General features: G+C 38.7%; 15 protein-coding genes. 7 read left to right on the plus strand and 8 right to left on the minus strand.

Features of this window, described 5'->3' with window-relative positions; genetic code table 11:
• Nucleotides 1–795: 795 nt before the first annotated feature.
• Nucleotides 796–1752 carry a S49 family peptidase gene (locus H5084_RS18200; RefSeq protein ID WP_182692082.1) on the minus strand — a complete coding sequence of 319 codons (957 nt, stop codon included), beginning with the start codon at nt 1750–1752 and terminating at the stop codon, nt 796–798.
• 147 nt (nt 1753–1899) lie between these two features.
• Here H5084_RS18200 and H5084_RS18205 point away from each other — a divergent pair, with 147 nt between their 5' ends.
• Nucleotides 1900–2817: a tetratricopeptide repeat protein gene (locus H5084_RS18205; RefSeq protein WP_182692083.1), complete on the plus strand. Its 918-nt coding sequence runs from the start codon at nt 1900–1902 to the stop codon at nt 2815–2817.
• 269 nt (nt 2818–3086) lie between these two features.
• Here the strand turns inward: H5084_RS18205 and H5084_RS18210 are convergent, their stop codons facing one another.
• Nucleotides 3087–3503 carry a hypothetical protein gene (locus tag H5084_RS18210; RefSeq protein ID WP_182692084.1) on the minus strand — a complete coding sequence of 139 codons (417 nt, stop codon included), beginning with the start codon at nt 3501–3503 and terminating at the stop codon, nt 3087–3089.
• A gap of 283 nt (nt 3504–3786) precedes the next feature.
• On the opposite strand from H5084_RS18210, the gene H5084_RS18215 reads away from it, so the two are divergent.
• Nucleotides 3787–4590, plus strand: coding sequence for a class I SAM-dependent methyltransferase (locus H5084_RS18215; RefSeq protein ID WP_182692085.1), 804 nt, complete (start codon nt 3787–3789; stop codon nt 4588–4590).
• 1262 nt (nt 4591–5852) lie between these two features.
• Here H5084_RS18215 and H5084_RS18220 read toward each other — a convergent pair.
• From H5084_RS18220 to H5084_RS18230, 3 genes are all read right to left on the minus strand, one after another.
• Entirely contained in the window at nt 5853–6152 is a 300-nt protein-coding gene (locus H5084_RS18220; RefSeq protein ID WP_166370420.1) for a DUF1244 domain-containing protein, read from the minus strand.
• 176 nt (nt 6153–6328) lie between these two features.
• A complete protein-coding gene (locus H5084_RS18225) occupies nt 6329–7822 on the minus strand; it encodes a sodium:alanine symporter family protein (RefSeq protein WP_182692086.1) in 1494 nt (497 codons plus the stop codon).
• A 316-nt stretch (nt 7823–8138) separates the two neighbouring features.
• Complete coding sequence (locus H5084_RS18230) at nt 8139–8471, minus strand: YajD family HNH nuclease (RefSeq protein ID WP_028869293.1); 333 nt, start codon at nt 8469–8471, stop codon at nt 8139–8141.
• 200 nt (nt 8472–8671) lie between these two features.
• Between H5084_RS18230 and H5084_RS18235 the strand changes: the two genes are divergently transcribed.
• From H5084_RS18235 to H5084_RS18245, 3 genes are all read left to right on the plus strand, one after another.
• Nucleotides 8672–9028: a VF530 family protein gene (locus H5084_RS18235; protein ID WP_182692087.1), complete on the plus strand. Its 357-nt coding sequence runs from the start codon at nt 8672–8674 to the stop codon at nt 9026–9028.
• 75 nt (nt 9029–9103) lie between these two features.
• On the plus strand, nt 9104–9463 hold the full coding sequence (locus H5084_RS18240) for a DUF3622 domain-containing protein (RefSeq protein ID WP_028869292.1): 360 nt from the start codon (nt 9104–9106) through the stop codon (nt 9461–9463).
• A 939-nt stretch (nt 9464–10402) separates the two neighbouring features.
• Nucleotides 10403–12583, plus strand: coding sequence for a putative Ig domain-containing protein (locus H5084_RS18245; protein WP_182692088.1), 2181 nt, complete (start codon nt 10403–10405; stop codon nt 12581–12583).
• A 2388-nt stretch (nt 12584–14971) separates the two neighbouring features.
• Here H5084_RS18245 and H5084_RS18250 read toward each other — a convergent pair.
• From H5084_RS18250 to H5084_RS18260, 3 genes are all read right to left on the minus strand, one after another.
• The gene (locus H5084_RS18250) at nt 14972–16468 is read right to left on the minus strand and encodes a carbon starvation protein A (RefSeq protein WP_182692089.1); all 1497 of its coding nucleotides are present in this window, start codon (nt 16466–16468) and stop codon (nt 14972–14974) included.
• A 247-nt stretch (nt 16469–16715) separates the two neighbouring features.
• Nucleotides 16716–17432 (minus strand): two-component system response regulator BtsR, encoded by a 717-nt coding sequence (btsR, locus tag H5084_RS18255; RefSeq protein ID WP_182692090.1) that lies wholly within the window; start codon nt 17430–17432, stop codon nt 16716–16718.
• Nucleotides 17432–19132 (minus strand): sensor histidine kinase, encoded by a 1701-nt coding sequence (locus H5084_RS18260; protein WP_310735772.1) that lies wholly within the window; start codon nt 19130–19132, stop codon nt 17432–17434. Before H5084_RS18260 ends, btsR begins: the two co-directional genes overlap by 1 nt.
• A 408-nt stretch (nt 19133–19540) precedes the next feature.
• Between H5084_RS18260 and rpmJ the strand changes: the two genes are divergently transcribed.
• Together rpmJ and rpsM are read left to right on the plus strand one after the other, a co-directional pair.
• Complete coding sequence (gene rpmJ, locus H5084_RS18265) at nt 19541–19654, plus strand: 50S ribosomal protein L36 (RefSeq protein ID WP_011770886.1); 114 nt, start codon at nt 19541–19543, stop codon at nt 19652–19654.
• A 124-nt stretch (nt 19655–19778) separates the two neighbouring features.
• The coding region (gene rpsM, locus H5084_RS18270; protein ID WP_182690123.1) for a 30S ribosomal protein S13 at nt 19779–20098 on the plus strand (320 nt) is incomplete at its 3' end.

The following is a 20098-nucleotide window of genomic DNA, read 5'->3' on the forward strand; positions in this document are numbered from 1 at the left end:
CCCTAGCCCAAACACAACAACAAAATCCCACCGTTAAATTTTCCTAAGCCAACAGCTTATTTTAGTAAAGACAAACAGGACGTTTGTCTTAAGCTCGTTCGGTACAGGGACGTACCGTAAGAGCTCGTACGGTTAAAATAAACTACTGGTTTAGAGAAGAAAATGCTCGGTGTCAGTCTCTTTGCTTCTTTCTCTTCTGATAAGAGAAAGAAGATCGCCGTCAGGGCGAAATACGCTGCAAATAAACACCAAGATGCATCAATGAGCAAAGACGAAAGCTAAAAACAATAATATTTATTACTTACATAGATTTTGACCTAACCTTCTTCACCCTTCGTGTCTTCGTGGTTAATTGCTTTATGCTTTTGACTTTTTATTTTAAAGAAGAAGCCATTATCTACAAAACGCCCTAGCCCAAACACAACAACAAAATCCCACCGTTAAATTTTCCTAAGACAACAGCTTATTTTAGTAAAGACAAACAGGACGTTTGTCTTAAGCTCGTTCGGTACAGGGACGTACCGTAAGAGTTGGTACGGTTAAAATAAACTGCTGGTTTAGAGAAGAAAATGCTCGGTGTCAGTCTCTTTGCTTCTTTCTCTTCTGATAAGAGAAAGAAGATCGCCGTCAGGGCGAAATACGCTGTAAATAAACACCAAAATGCATCAATGAGCAAAGACGAAAGCTAAAAACAATAATGTTTATTACTTACATAGGTTTTGACCTAACCTTCTTCACCCTTCGTGCCTTCGTGGTTAAATGCTTTTCTCTTTTGCTTTGTGTTCAAAAACCGTTTTACCTTAACGTTAGCGAACCACTTGAAGTACTAAGCAACTCCCCTACCCCTTCACCGATCGATAAACCGAGGCTTTTAGTAAAGCTTTCTAATTTTGATTCTTTAAACGAATAATCAACAATCTCTTCCGCTTTAATCACCTCCCTTGCAACGTAACCAGGGCTACCTAAACCATCAATTAAACCTAACGCTAACGCTTGCTCACCATTCCAAATCAAACCAGAATAAAGATCTTTATTATCCTTAACTAAACGGTCGCCACGCCCTTCCTCTACCACCTTAATAAACTGTTGATGCGTACTATCTAACACCCCTTGCCAGAACTCAGCTTCTTCCACTTTAGCGGGCGAAAAAGGGTCTAAAAATGCTTTATGTTCACCAGAAGTATAATGACGGCGTTCAACGCCCACTTTCTCCATCAAATCAACAAAACCAAAGCTCGATGCAGTAACACCAATCGACCCCACTAAACTGGATTTGTCCGCATAGATTTGATCCGCTGCTACGGCCATATAATATCCACCCGACGCTCCTAACTCAGCGATAACAGCGTATAGTTTTTTATTAGGATAAATGCCACGTAACCGTTTAATTTCATCGTTTACATAACCGGATTGCACAGGGCTACCGCCGGGACTATTAATAACCAACATCACCGCTTTTGATTGTTCATTTTTAAAAGCCGCTCTTAAAGCACTCACAATATTATTAGCGTTAGCTTCTTTATCAGCTGCAATCACACCATTTACCACCACCATAGCAGTATGAGGTTGTTGATTTTTCTGATCTTTATCTAACACTCCCGTGTTCATAAATAAAAACAGTGCCACGAATAAATAGGTAAAAGTTAACAGTTTAAAAAATATCCCCCAGCGACGAGTTCTTTTTTGCTCTTTAAAGGTTTCTTTCATAAAACCAGATAACCACTTTTGTTGATTATTTTCAGGCTCTTGCATTGTTGATTCTCACAATAGGAATGGGTTAGCTATTCAACCCGTAATTAATCGTAAATTCAAGATAAATGTTACCTTTGGCTATTGTAAAAATATAGACATAGGTCATACTTTCAGATTACTTAAAGAGATCCAAAGGAATTAGAAGTCATGTCAAGAAAAGCACTGTTACTGTCATTCTGCAGCATCATTTCCATTGCCAGCTGGGCAGACGTTAAATCTACGGATGAAGACTCTGCGACTGAAACACAAGAACAATCATTGGCTGCCGTCGCATCAAAAACCAATAACATCGCAACGCCTAGCTTTTCCGAAAAAGCCTTGGTTGAACGCTATATTCTTGACGAACTAAAAGCCACTCGACATGATCTACAAGATTTAGAGCGCCGCCTTACTATTGAAATTACAGATAGAGAGTTAAGTGTTGCCGATAAATCTCTAAGTTATGCAGAACAAACCGTTAACTTTTTCTTCTATATCATTGCAGGTGTTGCGTCATTAGTCGCTTTATTTGGCTGGAAGTCATTACATGAAATCCGCGTTAACACCACTAAGAAAGCAAATACACAAATTAAAATGATTGCTGAATCTTATGAAGAAAAGTTTCAACGGTTGGAAAAAGATTTACGTAGAAAAACATTACGTATTGCTGATAACCATATAGAAATTGAAAAAATCAATGAGATCCATAACCTTTGGTTACGTGCTCAAAAAAGCCAAACGCCTGAACAGAAAATGTCAGCTTATGATGCTATTTTGAAAATCAGACCCGGTGATTTAGAAGCGCTGACTTCTAAAGCGGATGCCGCAATGGAAATGAAAGAATTCCACTGGGCATTAAGTATTTGTAACCGAGTGTTAGATATGGATGATAAAAATCAGGATGCCTTTTACCAGCGCGCCTGTGCTTATGCTTGCTTAGGAGTCGAAGATCAAGCAATCAGTGATTTAGAGAAAGCCATAGAGGGGCGTTCAGCCTTGAGAGAGTTAGCTGCAGAAGAAGATGACTTTGAAAATTTACGTGGCAACGATAGTTTTGATGCTTTATTAACGTCGACTGATAGCTAGTATTTAAAGATTCAACCATAAAATAGAGCCTAAAATAATTTAGGCTTTTCCTTTACGTCGATGATAATAAGCTCTACTGACTTAGAGCAAACGCATCGGCTCTATGTAAACAACTTACCTAATCTAACCGCAAGCGCTCAAATAAATAACTTACCTAACTGCGATGACTCTGTTGAACAAAACACTTTATTATAAGCTCTTTATTATCAGCACTCCGCATAAACACAACGACTCTAATGCCAGCATTCAATTAACGAAACAAGCCCCCGCTACTCTAAATCGATGGCACGAATCGCTTGTTTTAAAGCCTCAACCTCAGCGATTAAATCGGCACGTTTATTAGGTGATTTTTGTGCATTTAATCTGCTTTCAACACCACTTAACTTTTGTACCAACCAGCCCCTTATCATTAGATAATAGCGGCTGTCGTCAGCAAATTTAGTGATAGTGTGTAACGCGTTTTTATCTGTCGGGGAGTTAATCGCAATCTGTAAATGTTGAACCATTACGCCTATTGCTTGTTGTTCATCTTGCTGCTCATATTGTTGTTCCGATTGATGATTATTGTCGATTTTAAAGGCAACTTTATAATCGAATTTCAAGCTGGACATAACTAGTAAGATGATGCTCAAAAAAGCAATAGCGATAATAATGATCATCACGATCTTACTATTCATTAGTTTCATAGTGTCACCTTATTTAAATACTGGTTTGTGAATGAAGTTAACTCGAATTTGATAAATTAAACAGCCTGAGTTGAATGGAGATAGTGAAGTGTAATAATGAATGAGAATAGTGAGTTTCAGCTACAATGTTGAGCCTTGTGAACCGTTAATAATGCGCCTAGCCATAACCTTGACCATGCCTATGACCACAACAATCGCCAGTACATTACTGTAAAAAAATTAAAGGAAACATTCAACACCCTATTTGTTATACTGCGCGCGATTTTTAAGATAGGAATAAAACATGATCATTAATAAAGAATGGCGCGTATTAACAGTGGGTGACGGTGATCTATCATTTTCAGCCTCATTATTAACACACCACCAACCATCAAATTTAACGGCCACTGTCTTTGATGCTAGCGATACTTTATTAGCAAAGTATGCGGTCAATGATTATGACACCCTGTTACAACAAAAATGCCCTGTTTTATGTGATTTCGATGTCATGGATCCAAGCTCATGGGGCGCACTCAAAAAGCAACATTTTGATGTGGTTATTTTTCAATTTCCACTTATCCCAGCTTTTAAATCACATCAAGAATTCCAAGAAAAGTGTAAAGATGTGCATATCAATACTTTAAATCGTCAATTATTGCGGACGTTTTTAATCCATTCTTTTAAACATTTTTTAGACCCTATCGGCGCACGTTTATGCTACATCACCTCTAAAGATGTGAAACCCTATAAAGAGTGGAACATTGAGAACGCATTACATAGAAATACTGATATTAAATACTTAGGCTGGCATCACTTCGATATTGATGCTTTCCCAGGTTATAAAGTGCGTAATGTGGACCGAGATAAACATGTGAAAGATACTAAAGGCATTACTTATGTCTGGAGTGATAATAAGCAACACCCCTTAAAACAAGAGCTGAGCGCCGCGATATATCAAGGTGAAGCCTATTGTGAATTGTGTGCAACAGGACCTTATAACAATACGGAAGATAAACTGCGCCATAACCAGACCAGGAAACATCTCAACATGCTCAATTACGAAGACTTGTGGCAATTACTGTTAGACCGAGAAAACGAAGCAACATAAATGTAACCACAAAAACAAAAGCAACCACGAAGCCGCAGCGCTTCAAAGAGAACACGAAGAAAACCGAAAGAACACAAACATCAAATTTATTACTTACAAGGGTTTTGATCTTACCTTCTTCACCCTTCGTGCCTTCGTGCCTTCGTGCCTTCGAGGTTAATTGCTTTATGCTTTTGATTTTTGATTTTAAAGAAAAATCCATTATCTACAAAGCCCCCCTAGCCCAAATACGATAACAAAATCCCACCGTTAAATTTTCCTAAAACAACAGTTTATTTTAGTAAAGACAAACAGGACGTTTGTCTTAAGCTCGTTCGGTACAGGGACGTACCGTAAGAGCTGGTACGTTTAAAATAAGCTGTTGGTTTAGATAAGAAAATGCTCGGTGTCAGTCTCTTTGCTTCTTTCTCTTCTGATAAGAGAAAGCAGATCGCCGTCAGGGCGAAATACGCTGCAAATAAACATCAAAAAGCCCCAATGAGCAAAGACGAAAGTTAGACAACAGCATTTACTTTAAAAACCCTATCATAAACTATTAAGGTTTTGACCTTACCTTCTCCACCCTTCGTGCCTTCGTGGTTAATTGCTCTTAATTTTTACCTTAAAACACAAGCAACCACGAAGCCGCTGCACAGAGAGCACGAAGAAAACCTAAACAATAAATGTATAAAGATTGAGTTTGTTGATTACTAATAAAGGTTTTGACCTTACCTTCATCACCCTTCGTGCCTTCGTGGTTAATTGCTTTATGCTTTTGATTTTTGATTTTAAAGAAAAATCCATTATCTACAAAGCCCTCCTAGCCCAAATACGATAACAAAATCCCACCGTTAAATTTCCCTAAGCCAACAGCTTATTTTAGTAAAGACAAACAGGACGTTTGTCTTAAGCTCGTTCGGTACAGGGACGTAGCGTAAGAGCTGGTACGGTTAAAATAAAGTGTTGGATTAGATAAGAAAATGCTCGGTGTCAGTCTCTTTGCTTCTTTCTCTTCTGATAAGAGAAAGCAGATCGCCGACAGGGCGAAATACGCTGCAAATAAACATCAAAAAGCCCCAATGAGCAAAGACGAAAGTTAGACAACAGCATTTACTTTAAAAACCCTATCATAAACTATTAAGGTTTTGACCTTACCTTCCCCACCCTTCGTGGTTAACAGCTTTTAACTTTTGGCTTTTGATTTTAAGCTTAAAAAAACTGCTTTTGACCTTACTTTTTCAACCCTTCGAGGTTATACGCTATTAACTTTGAATCTTAAAAAACTACTTTTTAGCATTTAAAGCTTCAAATTTAGCCATTTGCTCAGGTGTCGCAGGTAATTGATGATTAGCTTTCCATTCACTGTATGGCATACCGTAGATATGCTCACGCGCTTGATCGTCCGTCATCTCAATATCACGCTCTTTCGCTTCTGCTAACATCCATTTAGACAAACAGTTACGGCAGAATCCTGACGTATTCATTAACTCAATGTTTTGTACATCTTTACGGCTATCTAAATGTGCTAATAAACGACGAAATGCTGCTGCTTCTAACTCAACTTGCTGTGCTTTAGTGGTCATATGATGGTTATCCTATTGTCATCTTATTTAATAAAAAGTTAGCGCTTAATATACTGACTTAGGTTCAGAGATCAACGCAATCCCAAAAATAAAAAACCGCCATTTTATTTATTAAAAATGGCGGTTTAATTGTTTGAACCTAAGTTAACTATACCCGTTAGGTTAGCCTATCAAGATTACTTATTTTGATTCTTTACGAATCTGTTTTCCCAAAAAGTAGCATCTTTAATACCTAATTTAAGCGGATTAAATGTGTACGATTCAGGTTGTAGCTTATGTTGCTCTTCATAATCTTTTAACGCTTTAATAGCAGGCCTTCCCATGAAGAAGATAATTAACAGACCAGAAATATTCAACCATGCCATTAGACCAACACCTACATCACCTAAGCCCCAAGCGAGATTAGCCGTTTTTACCGTACCGTAAAAAGTAGCAGAAATTAGCGCCACTTTTAATAGGAAAGTAAAATCAGGTAATTTCAATGTACGACGAAGGTAAGCCACATTTGTTTCAGCAATATAATAGTACGCCAAAATCGTAGTGAAAGAGAAAAAGAACAAGGCAAAGGCAATAAACGGTTTACCAATACCCGGTAAAACACGCTCAACGGCCAATTGTGTAAATCCAGGACCATTAGCGGCTATTTCAGTTGCAACATTTTGTATTAAGAATGTATCGCCAATACCATGTACGTTATAAGCGCCCGTAATTAAAATAACAAATGCAGTCGCAGAACAAACTAACAATGTATCAATGTATACAGAAAAAGCTTGTACTAAACCTTGCTGTGCTGGGTGCTCAACTTCAGCCGCTGCAGCTGCATGTGGGCCAGTACCTTGGCCCGCTTCGTTAGAATAAACACCACGTTTAACACCCCAACCAATAGCAGCACCAATACCTGCCATTGGGCTGAATGCATCACCAACAATCATCATAAAGACATGCGGTAATTCAGAGATGTTTAAACCAATAATAACAAATACCACTAATACATAAGCTAATGCCATAAATGGCACAACCACTTGTGTAAAGTTAGCGATACGTTTAACACCACCAAAAATAATGAAACCGAGCATCAAAACAATTCCCATACCGGTCATTATTTTAGCTTCACTGAACACACCTATACTAGTTTCAATCATCATGCCTGTACCAAATGCAACTTCGACACCATTACCGATGCTGTTAGATTGGATACCCGGTAATAAAAAACCACAAGCAGCAATAGTAGCAATAGCAAAAATAACAGCATACCAACGCTGACCAGTTACTTTTTCAAGATAGTAAGCTGGACCACCACGATACTCACCTTGATCCACTTCTTTGTAGATTTGCGCTAACGTTGATTCTATGTAGGCCGTTGCAGCGCCTAAGAAAGCAACTACCCACATCCAAAATACAGCGCCGGGTCCACCGAAACCAATCGCCGCCGCAACACCTGCAATATTACCAGTACCTACGCGGCCAGATAGCGACACCGACAAAGCTTGGAAGGAGGAAATCCCCTTTGCAGATGTTCTCCCTGATAACAGTAACGTGTACATCTCTTTAAAGAAACGAACTTGCACAAACCGAGTTTGAATTGAGTAAAATAACCCCGCCGCTAAACATAAATAAATGAGCGCTGGGCTCCATATAATACCGTTTAAAAAATCTACTACTTCCTGCATATATTTTCCTTAATTTTATTTAGTGGTGTCAGGGACTTACATTAAATTATGTAAACAAATTGTTAATTAGGCGAAACAAAATATCACTACAAAAGCAAAAGTAAACAGCCAAATTTTATAAAATTTATGGCCAGAGTGAATAAATATTCAAAAAAAACACAAAATATTTCAAATACAAAATAGGAATTTGTGTGATTAATAACAAAGAGATATCGATATGGTCGATAGAGGAGAGATTAAACAACGTTTTAAGAGTGAAATTAATCATACAATAGTCGAAAAAAAACTACTGTATGATTTAAAATAAATTGAGCGTTTATTTTTTCATTTTGGAGAGTAGATCAGCAAATGGATTATAAGTTGCAGTCGCCACATTTTCATCGCCCGCTTCCACATGACTACCGTACAAATCTGCCTGAGTATATTTATCATGTTCATGGTCATGACAGTAAATACACAACAGCTCCCAATTACTGCCATCAGCAGGATTGTTACTGTGATCGTGGTCCATATGGTGCACAGTCAACTCTTTAAGGTTTGAATACACAAACTCACGTGTACACTTCCCACATACCCAGGGAAACAATTTTAATGCTTTATCACGATAATCGTGTTCTAAACTTTTATAATTACTTGGAATATAAGCCATCACTACCTCTTGCTATCAGTTTCAGCGCTATCATATGTTTTCATTGCCCTATTGTGAACTAATTCGCACTAAAAAAGGCTACTAATGTATTAAAAGTGGTGCCATCTTTTCATTTAAGTAAACATTAATTTCAAGTTACTGTAAGCTGACACGATATAAGCTTCATACTCAATCACGCGATATAAATAAGATAACGACACATGCAAACAAATGACCCTTTATACGGCATCAAATTAGCTCAAATACTCACTGATTTACAGACCAAACATTCCTGGAAAGAGATGGGTGATAAATTAGGGATAAAATGCTTTTTAAATAACCCGACTCAAAAATCTTGCCTTAAATTTTTACGTCAAACACCTTGGGCGAGAAGCCGTGTTGAGATTTTATATTTAAAAACCTTTTGCAGTAAACACCCTGAAACCACTAAGCTAATACGCAGCATCTTAGCGACACAAGATAAAAAGCAACAATCACCCGTGCCAAAAGAAGTGAAAAAGCCATCAGTGATAAAAAGTAATGATGGATTTGAGTGGGCAAAAATTAACAACAAATAAGCGGTGATGATTGTAACTAATCTGTGTTACTATCGCGCGCCTAAAATAACCACAAGTCTAAACTAGGAATAGCTCATGACCCAACAAAAAAAGTTCGATTACAAAATCAAACAGGACGCTAATACCTGGAGTGCAGAAATCACCCGTCGTGTTAGTGCTCGTAGAAGCAGTGTTTCAAAACAACAAGATGGTTTTGCAACTGAAGCCTTAGCCATTGAATGGGCAACGGCTGAGTTAGCTGGCTTTTTAGAAAAGCAAAAGCAAGCCAACGCACGTAAATCAGAGCGTCGTTCAGAGCGTAACGCACAAGCAGAAAAAGCTGCAGCCGCTAAAGAAGCAGCAAACGAAAAATTCTTAGCAAAAAGAGAAGAAGCTCGTGCCCGCGCACTAGAAGCTGATGATGAAGAGTTAGACTACGATTACGACGAAGAATAATACAGACTTCAGCCAATGCTATCCAATAGCATTGACACTTCTAAAGGGCTAACAGGCGAAAACCAGTTAGCCCTTTTTGTTTGCATAAAAACAAGCCAACATAAACCCGCAACTCCTTCGCGCAAAATATGTGAGCGACAACAAAACCATAACCATAACCCATTGTAGACGCCCCCCAACCGTTGAGTTTTCCCAAGCTAAATCGACATTTTAGCTACGTTTAAAATGACAGTTTAGATTGGATCAGAAAACGACTCGGCCCCCTGTGTCAGTCTCTTTGCCGTCTTTCTCTTCTGATAAGAGAAAGGCGTGTCGCCGACAGGGCGAAACCACTGCTAATAAATATCAAGCAGCCACAGCGAGCGCAGACGAGCCAAAGCAAATAATGATCAAACCACCACGTCGAACTCAGACAAGCCAAAACTCCAAGTTCAAATAAAATAGATACCAAACCACAAAATACCCACAAAGCAATATACTCTGCATTGGGTTAATGAAATAATATATATTTCAAAAACTTAAATTACCTTCTATGATGATGATTAGTAAAAATACTTTATATGGTTATCTATAAAGCTTTTATCAATAAGGTATCAGGCCTGTTTACCTTAAAATAGCATAAGTCGTAATTACTCAGTTCATTAAACAATCTACTTAAAAAATTGAAAAAAAATTAAAGTATCAAACGTAATGCCCAATACAAAAAAATAGAGAGCGACAATATCTATATAAAAATAAAACGATTAATGAACGCTTTTTAATCAAAATGTTACGAGCGCTTAAATAAATACTTCTATTCAGTACACAAACTAGTCATAAATCAAAAAATCACCTACAAAATCATAATTTAACTTGTTTTATTTAAAAAACATCATCAATATACCCCTTTAGATATACACCCTATCATTATCCATCAGTATAAATTCAAAGGAATTATGAATGATCAATAAAAAAACTTGCCTCGCAGTCTCTATCGCTCTTGCACTCACTGCATGTGGTGGCTCATCAGATGGTTCTTCAGGTGGTTCTTCAGGTGGTTCTTCAGGTGAGGCGAGTGCCAAACTAACAGCAATCGATGGTTATTTAGAAAATGCTGAATTATGGGTTGATACAAATGATAATTTAACGCTTGATAATGGCGATACTAAACTAGCTGAAAACAGTGATGAAAATGGCCAATTTACATTAACGGCAGAACAACAAGGCCATGCTGTTTTTGTAAAAGCAATTGCGGGCGAAACAATTGATAGTGTTCGTGGTGTTGTATCTACTGACTTCGAACTTTCAGCGCCAGCAGGTTCAAGCGTAGCTAACCCAATGACTAACATGGTTATTCAGCAATTAGCGGCTAATCCAACGCTATCGCAAGCTGATGCAGAAGAAGTCGTCGTTAAATCAATTCAAGATTCTGGTTTAACAGCTTCAATAGATCTTATCTTTGGTGATTACTTGGCCGATACAACAGATCAACAAGCACAAGCACTTAATATCATCGCTGAGAGCTTAGTTGATCATACAGGTCAGTCTTTTGAAAATCAGTTAAAAGTAGCAAGTGCCGTAGCCCTTGAGGTGCAAAAGGTTGTTGAAGCACAAGGAAGCTTAACTAGCTTTTACCCATCAGTAAGTGTATCTAATGGTGAAGCAGAGGTTGTATCTAATTCTCGCCCAGAAGTAAAAGGTATTATTGAAACGCAAACTTTAGAGTTTAAAGATACCTTAACAGAAATCGATGTGACAGGGCTTTTCTTGGACGCAGATCAAGATACCCTGACCTATCAATTAGTTTTAAAAGGCAATGACGAGTTAAACGGTTTGAGTGTTGATAGCAGAGGTATTATTTCTGGCACACCGACTATAGCAGGCATATTTGAATACCAAGTGTTTGCTCACGACGGTAAAGCACGCTCTTATCCACTTAACTTTACTGTGACAGTTGAATCAGAAAATACAGCACCAAACCTTAACCAAGCAATTGCCGAGCAGCTACAAGCAGAGGTATCAAATTGGGAATTAACCGTAGGTGAAGCTGTCGATTACACATTAGATATTTCAGCACTATTTACTGATGCAGAATCAGATGTATTAAATTACTTAGTCGATACTACCTTCTCAGCAGAAGGGTTTGCTAATGGCAACCTTTCTTTCAGTGAGAAAAATGGCATTATCACTTTCAGCGGTACGCCGAGTTATAAACAACTAGCACAAGTTAACAATCTCTATGTTTATGCTGATGATAGTGTTAATGCAAAAGTTATCACTCTTTTCAAATTACCTGCAATCACTGAATCATCAACACCTTCAGAAACCACTAATAAATTAGACGGTCACAAATGGTACTTCACTGAGCACGGTGCAGATATCAATTCCACTCAACAAGTCTGGTGTGACACTTTCGAATTCATAGATGGAATAGTATATAAAAATGAGCGTACGTCAGATAACCTAACAACGTGTTCTGAAAATACAAGTACAGAGGTAGGAAACTACACTATTGATGAGCTCAACACTCTTAATGCTAGATTATCATTTAATGAAGGTGGTGAAACAGTAACAGAAAACTTAACATATACTGTTCAAGTTACTGGAGACAATATCGAAAATGCTATTTTAGTCCTTACAAAACCAACAAATTCAGATGAAAATGGTGAGCTTTATACTTATTTTTCAACAGCAGCCGCAGCTGAAAAGAGAATCGCTTTAAAATCTGATGGTAGCGCAACAGAAAGAGATATTGAAGTTTACTTACCTAGCGATGAAACTGAAACTTGGAAGAAAGGTTTAATCACTGTTAGCTTACTTGAGAATAATAACTCTCAAGATAGCGGTCAATTTGACGCGAATATTACCTTTGGTATTGATGGAGAGATCGTAACTTGTAACTCACTTCAACAATCATTTGATGAGTTTATACTTACAAACAATACTGGAACAGTAAACTCAGATTTTGATTGTTATGACAATGAGGATGAAGGCTCAGCCAATATTGACCTAGACATAGAAGAACAACTAACTGAAGGCATCGTTTACAGTATTATCGGTTATACAAATGGTAATGAAAGTGAATACACTGAAGCTGTAAAATTCAATATTCAATGGACAGGTACAGGCAACAACGATTAATTTAACTTAATGTTAATAGGCCGTTCTACATTGTGTATGACGGCCTATATTAATCGACTATTTAATCCCCTCTAGAGAACTCCAAAGTCAAAAGTTGAATTATAACTTCAAATAAAAAACCAAAGCATTCTTAGTAATAACCGACCGCCCAATAACTACATTTTGAAAGAATCAAAAATAACCCTCCCCTATTCACAAAAATCTGAGATTCAATCATTTTATAATCGTTCGCCATCAGCCATATCCAAGGTGAAAATTTAATAACCGTTAAAGATAATTAAATGGATTCAAGCATGCTCAAAAAAATTCAAACCAAAATTGATACATTCCCACGGGGATCATGTGGAACAAGGATAATGATGCTATTTTCAGTGTTTCATATTAATAAGCAATTAATCTTTACTTAGCGCCAATTAAAAATCGTTACCTAATACAGTAACAACAAAGCAATCGCCACTATGGACGAACATCTCCACCGACGAGCGCAGACGAGCTCATAAAAAAACCACCAGCCTCGCCGTGCGTAGACCAGGCAAAATCTTACACAAACACATCAAAGCAATGAATTCTCATGGAGAACAACTGGAACGAAGACAATCAGAGTTTTAGCTGCTTGAACAATGTGGCCACAATTTACTCGAAGAAGCCGGTCAGCTAATTAACTCATTTCAAGTTACTACTAAGTAGATCAATGTGGATGCAACATCCCCACCGTAAAGTTTTCCCAAGCTAAATCGACATTTTAGCAATCGCAAACAGGACGTTTGCGATAATGTCAGAATGGCCACGGACGGCCATCCTGACATGTTGCGTTTAAAATGGCGCTTTAGCTTGGTTCAGAAAACGCCCCGGTGTCAGTCTCTTTGCCGCCTTTCTCTTCTGATAAGAGAAAGACGTGTCGCCGACAGGGCGAAACCACTGCTAATAAATATCAAACAGCCACAGCGAGCGCAGACGAGCCAAAGCAAAGACGAGCTATAACTGAATAATTTATTGTTAGCCTTTGATTTTGAATCAAAAAGGATCAGCAACCTTTAGTTCAATATAGCCTCAATAAAGCCATCACTCACAATGGACGAACAATCCCACCGTAAAGTTTTCTCAAGCAATCCATTCCTTTTAGCAAAGCCAAACAGGACGTTTGGCTTAAGCACATGGATGTGCTGTATGAGCTGATGCGTTAAAAAAGGAATAGATTACTTGGAGCAGAAAACGCCCCGGTGTCAGTCTCTTTGCCGCCTTTCTCTTCTGATAAGAGAAAGACGTGTCGCCGACAGGGCGAAACCACTGCTATTAATAATCAAGCTGCCCCGACGAGCGCAGACGAGCCAAAGCAAAGACGAGCTATAACTGAATCATTTATTGCTAGCCTTTGATTTTAAATCAAAAAGGATCACCAACCTTTAGTTCAATATAGCCTCATAAAGCCATCTCTCACAATGGACGAACATCCCCACCGTAAAGTTTTCCCAAACTAACATGATGACAAAATGACCTTAAGACAAAGTGTTTTGTCCGTAGGAGCAATCAGTTGAAGGATCAATTTCAAGCACAAACTACATTGAACACCGTGGCTACAACAATCCCACCGTAAAGTTTTCCAAGTCATCTATTCCTTTTAGCAAAGCCAAACAGGACGTTTGGCTTAAGCTCATTCAGCACATGGATGTGCTGTATGAGCTGATGCGTTAAAAAAGGAATTGATTACTTGAAGCAGAAAACGCCCCGGTGTCAGTCTCTTTGCCGCCTTTCTCTTCTGATAAGAGAAAGACGTGTCGCCGACAGGGCGAAACCACTGCTAATAAATATCAAACAGCCTCGTCGAGCACAGACGAGCCCAACACAACCACCAAAAAACCAAACTGCTTGTCCTCGCAGATGATGTGGGATGATAAGTTTACAAATATCGTCTTTCAGAAACGTAGCGGCAAGTTAATCCATTTCAACTTACAAACTACATCGATCAACGTGGCTACAACAATCCCACCGTAAAGTTTTCCCAAGTCATCAATTCCTTTTAGCAAAGCCAAACAGGACGTTTGGCTTAAGCTCTTTCAGCACATGGATGTGCTGTATGAGCTGATGCGTTAAAAAAGGAATTGATTACTTGGAGCAGAAAACGCCCCGGTGTCAGTCTCTTTGCCGCCTTTCTCTTCTGATAAGAGAAAGCCGTGTCGCCGACAGGGCGAAACCACTGCTAATAAATATCATGCAGCCCCGACGAGCACAGACGAGCCAAAGCAAATAACGATCAAGCAGCCACGACGAGCGCAGACGAGCCAAAGCAAATGACGATCAAATTACACGTATCTAGCTACCCTAAAATAAAACACCAGATACAAAAAAGCCCTCTATCAAAGAGGGCTTAGCACATCAGTTAAGAGGGATTTAACTCTTTTGTGCTACAACTTCCACGCCATCATCATCAATAGCCTTGCCTTTCGCATTAACAAACAACGCACGTTTCGCTTTCGTTAACACATAAACCGTAATCACAACTGTTGATAAAATACCAATCACCGTTGATGTTTGCATCGCCAATCCAAAACCTAATGTTGAATTATTTAAGATAAAGGTAATAACCACAGCAGTCATAAACATCGCAGGTACTGTCGCAATCCAATGGAACTTGTTATGACGCGCTAAGTAAGCCGTTGCCGTCCATAACATCATCACAGCCGTTGTTTGGTTAGCAAAACCAAAGTAGCGCCAGATAATACCAAAGTCTACTTGCGTTAGAATTGCACCTAATATGAATAAAGGTAATGCCATGAATAAACGATTACGCATCGTTTTTTGTTCCATATTAAAGTATTCAGCTAAGATTAAACGACTTGAACGGAAAGCAGTATCGCCAGACGTAATCGGTAAAATAACCACACCTAAGAAAGCTAATATACCACCAAACACACCTAACAAACCAAAAGATGCGCCGTATACCACCGCACCAGGACCACCCGTTGCAACCACTTCAGATAACGCTTCAACAGAACCAAAGAATGATAAAGCAAGTGCACACCAGATAAGCGCAATCACGCCTTCACCAATCATTGCACCGTAAAATACAAAACGGCCATTCTCTTCATTTTCAATACAACGCGCCATTAAAGGAGATTGTGTCGCATGGAAACCAGAAATCGCACCACAAGCAATAGTGATAAACAATGCAGGCCATAATGGAAGGTCATTTGGGTTCATATTCGTGAACATCTGACTCATCTCATAATCACCTAATAAAGTATGATCGGCAGAGACAGACACGGCAACAATTAAGCCAACAGACATAAAGATTAATAACGCACCAAAGAACGGGTAAAAACGACCAATGATTTTATCAACCGGCACAATCGTCGCCACAACATAGTAAGCAAAGATAATCGCAACCATCGTCATTAACGATACCGTCATATCCGTTTGGTCATTAATTAAATTAGTTAACATGCCAGCAGGTGCGGAAACAAAAACGACCCCAACCAACAATAAAAGTACCAACGCAAACACATTCATAAAGTGCTTCGCATTGTTACCTAAGTATTTACCCGTGATAGAAGGAACCGATGCCCCGCCATTACGTACTGATAACATACCCGAAAAATAATCATGCACGCCACCAGCAAAGATACAACCTAATACAATCCACAACATTGCAGCAGGACCGTATAACGCCCCCATGATAGGACCAAAGATTGGGCCAACACCGGCAATGTTAAGCAGTTGTACTAAGTAAACTTTAGGTGTCGACATAGCAACATAATCCACGCCATCTTGTTTTTCATAGGCAGGTGTCTGACGTTGTTTTTTAACGCCAAAAACTTTTTCAACAAAGCTACCGTAAATAAAGTAACCACCAATGAGCAGTGCTAAACAAAAGAGAAACCAAAGCATGATTAAATTCCTTTTAAATGAGTTAATTTGATGCTGGCACTATAATCTTCTGCTGTTAAATAACAGTAGTTGATTACTTAAGTGGTCAAATACACATTTAAACGGTTAATATCGAAATTAAGTGGTTTCAGCAGATAACTTAGATTCAAAGAAGAACAAACTAAGCGAGCAATAACGTGGGTTGGAAGCATAACAAAATTGTGATCTTTGCCGCAGTCTCAAAAGGATAGCAGCAAAGACTAATGACTTACAGCAAGCCAAAACGGTCTTTAATCACCTTCAGATATCGTCGACTAACAGGTGCATGATGACCGGACTTAGTCACAATATCTGCAGAGCCATTATCCAATAATTTAATCTCACGAATACAAGTCGGATTAATCAAATATTGGCGATGACAACGTATCAAATCGGTTTTTTCTTCTAATACTTTCAAAGACAAACTCGCCGTAAACTTATCTTTTTCAGTTAACAAGTGCACGCCAGTTTGCTCAGACATCGCAACTTCAATTTCATTGGGCGTGAGTAACAAAATACGATTAAAACCCGAGCAAGGGATCAACTCCAGCTTATTATGAGTAATCTGCTCATAATTAGGCAGCTCAGCTCTCTCTGCATTGAGCCGCTTTAATGTTTTTAATAAACGGCAACTCTCGACCGGTTTAAGCAAATAATCAAAGGCGTTATCTTCAAACGCTTTCACTGCATACTCATCATAGGCAGTCACAAACACCACCTTCGGCATCGTCTCTTGGTCAAGCATGCTTAATAACTCTAAACCGCTAACTTGTGGCATATGTATATCCAAAAACACCACATCAGGCTTCAAGCTATTAATCGCCTTTAACCCTTCAATGGCATTACCGCACTGCTCAATCACTTGCACTTGATTCGTTTCAACTAATAACTCGTTAAGCTCTTCACGGGCATACAGCTCATCGTCAATAATAATTGCTTTTAACATCATGCTTCCTTTCGTTTTTGCAGAGGGATAAGGATAGTCGCCTTACTATATACACCCGATTCACAGGTCATCGTTAAACCATAATGCTGACCGTATTCATTTTTGATACGTTTATCAACAATCTGCAACCCTAATCCTTTGCTATTCATATTAGCTGGCGTTTTGTAGTTTCCTGCATTATCAATTACCTCCAACACCACCAAGGTTTCCTTACCTCTTTCCAACAAGTAACCATTAATATCCAACTCACCTTTGCCAATTAACGTCGACGTACCATGTTTAATGGCATTCTCAATCAGCGGTTGTAAAGTAAAAGTAGGTATCTTAAGTGATAACAACTCATCGGCAATATTCTCTCGCACACTTAAACGGTCAGCAAAACGCGCAAGCTCAATCTCAAGGTAAGCATGCACATGCTCTAATTCTTCCTTAACCGTCACTTGGTCAATATTTTGCTTTAAATTACTTCTAAAAAAGTGCGATAAATGCTGAATTAACTCACGCGCTTTCTGCGGATCTTTTCTTGTCACCGCACTGATCGTATTCAAGGTATTAAACAAAAAGTGAGGATTAACCTGTGCTTGTAACAAACGGATTTCAGATTGATTCAATAAATTCTTTTGCTGAATATATCGCCCTAATAAAATTTGATTAGAGATAAGCTTAGCCAAGCCCTCCCCCAAACTACGATTTAAGGTCGAAAACATCTTCTGCTTAGGCTCATACAACTTAACTGTACCCAATACACGTCCATCAGCTTCTAATAACGGGATAACCAACACCGAACCTAACTTACAATCCTCATGAATAGAACACTGGTACGCCGTAGAATAGCCATCGGCATAAGTCATTTCGCCACTTTTAATCGCCTGTAAAGTATAGTCAGAAGAGATCACCGTGCCACATAAATGATGGTCATCCCCTACACCAATAAAGGCTAAAATCTTTTCTCTATCAGTAATGGAAACCGCGCCAACACCCGTCTCTTGGTGAATAATATTAGCAATTTTCTGACAGCTTTTAGCATCAAAACCATGACGGAACACCCCAACTGAAAGCTGCGCAATACGTAACGCCTTATTAGAAAACGCATTATAGTTCTTCTCAAAAATCGCTTTTCTATCTTGGATGATGCTCATGAACAAAGCGGCACCCACCGAGTTAGCAATAATCATCGGTAACGCAATCGATTGCACCAACAGCCAAGCCTTATCAAAGGGCTCCGCAACAATAAGAATAATCAACATCTGCAGTATTTCAGCAAATAGAGTGATCGCCATCGCAGTCAGTGGCCTAAAAATTTTCTCTATGCGCCCTTTACGTAAATAATAAAGATGCAACAACCCACCAATCAACCCTTCACAGGTCGTTGAAATCATACAGGCGACATCAGTAAATCCCCCCATCGAATAACGATGCAAACCACCGGTTAACCCCACCGCTAGCCCAACGATAGGGCCGCCCATCAAGCCGCCCATTACCGCACCAATCGCACGCGTGTTAGCCAACGCATTTTCAATCGATAAACTAAAGTAAGTGCCTAAAATACAAAACGTACTGAATAATAAATAACACGCGATACGGTGAGAGTTACGCCCAGAGATAAAAAGCATCGGCATAAAAAGCGGGGTTTTACTCAGCAAATAAGTGATCACCAAGTAAACACTAAGCTGTTGCAACAACAATAAAGTAACTTCCACAACAACTCCTAATGAAGCCTTAATACGATTAAATTAAAGCAAGCTAAATAAAGATAAAGAAAGATAGGGTTGCATATTATAACACTGTCGCAATGCTGTCTTAATATTACTTAAATAATATATTCAATTTAAAAAAGATTATGTAAGCACGAAAAATATAGTCGCAATATTATTTACAGAGGCTATTTTAATGGCACTTTTAAACTTACCCTTAGCTTCTGTACCTTCATTTTTAGCAGCCTTTATCTTCAAATTGAAGAGGGTTGAAATGTTTATTCACTTTTAGTCAAGTATTTCTCGAATAATTATTTAAAATTTGCTATATTCGGCACCCCTTGGGATGTGACAGTTTTAATTTTAACTTGTTACCCCTTCGATAGGCTAATATTTACCAACCGGAGTGTTGCAATGAAAGTTCGTGCATCCGTTAAAAAAATCTGCCGTAACTGCAAAGTTATCAAACGCCACGGTGTGGTGCGAGTTATCTGCGTAGAGCCAAAGCATAAACAACGCCAAGGCTAATTAAGATTTGGATATTTAAAGTGACTAGTTTTATAAACTAGCAACTTATTTTTTATAATCATCATTTGTAGAGCATCCTTTCGGGCTTTTCGCAAATGAATCGTTAACTTTTAAGGAGTGCATAGTGGCCCGTATCGCTGGCATTAACGTTCCTGATCATAAGCATGCAGTTATCGCATTAACTGCTATTTTCGGCATTGGCAAGACTCGTTCACAAATTATTTGTGCTGAGTCAGGCATTGCAGAATCTACTAAGCTTAAAGATCTGGATGAAACACAAATCGAAGCTCTTCGTACAGAAGTAGCTAAATTCGCCGTAGAAGGTGATTTACGTCGTGAAGTATCTATGAGCATCAAGCGTCTAATGGACCTTGGTTGTTACCGTGGACTTCGTCATCGTCGCAGCTTGCCTGTACGTGGACAGCGTTCTAAAACGAATGCTCG

It is taken from the genome of Psychromonas sp. SR45-3, assembly GCF_014163575.1.
Taxonomy (GTDB): domain Bacteria; phylum Pseudomonadota; class Gammaproteobacteria; order Enterobacterales; family Psychromonadaceae; genus Psychromonas; species Psychromonas arctica.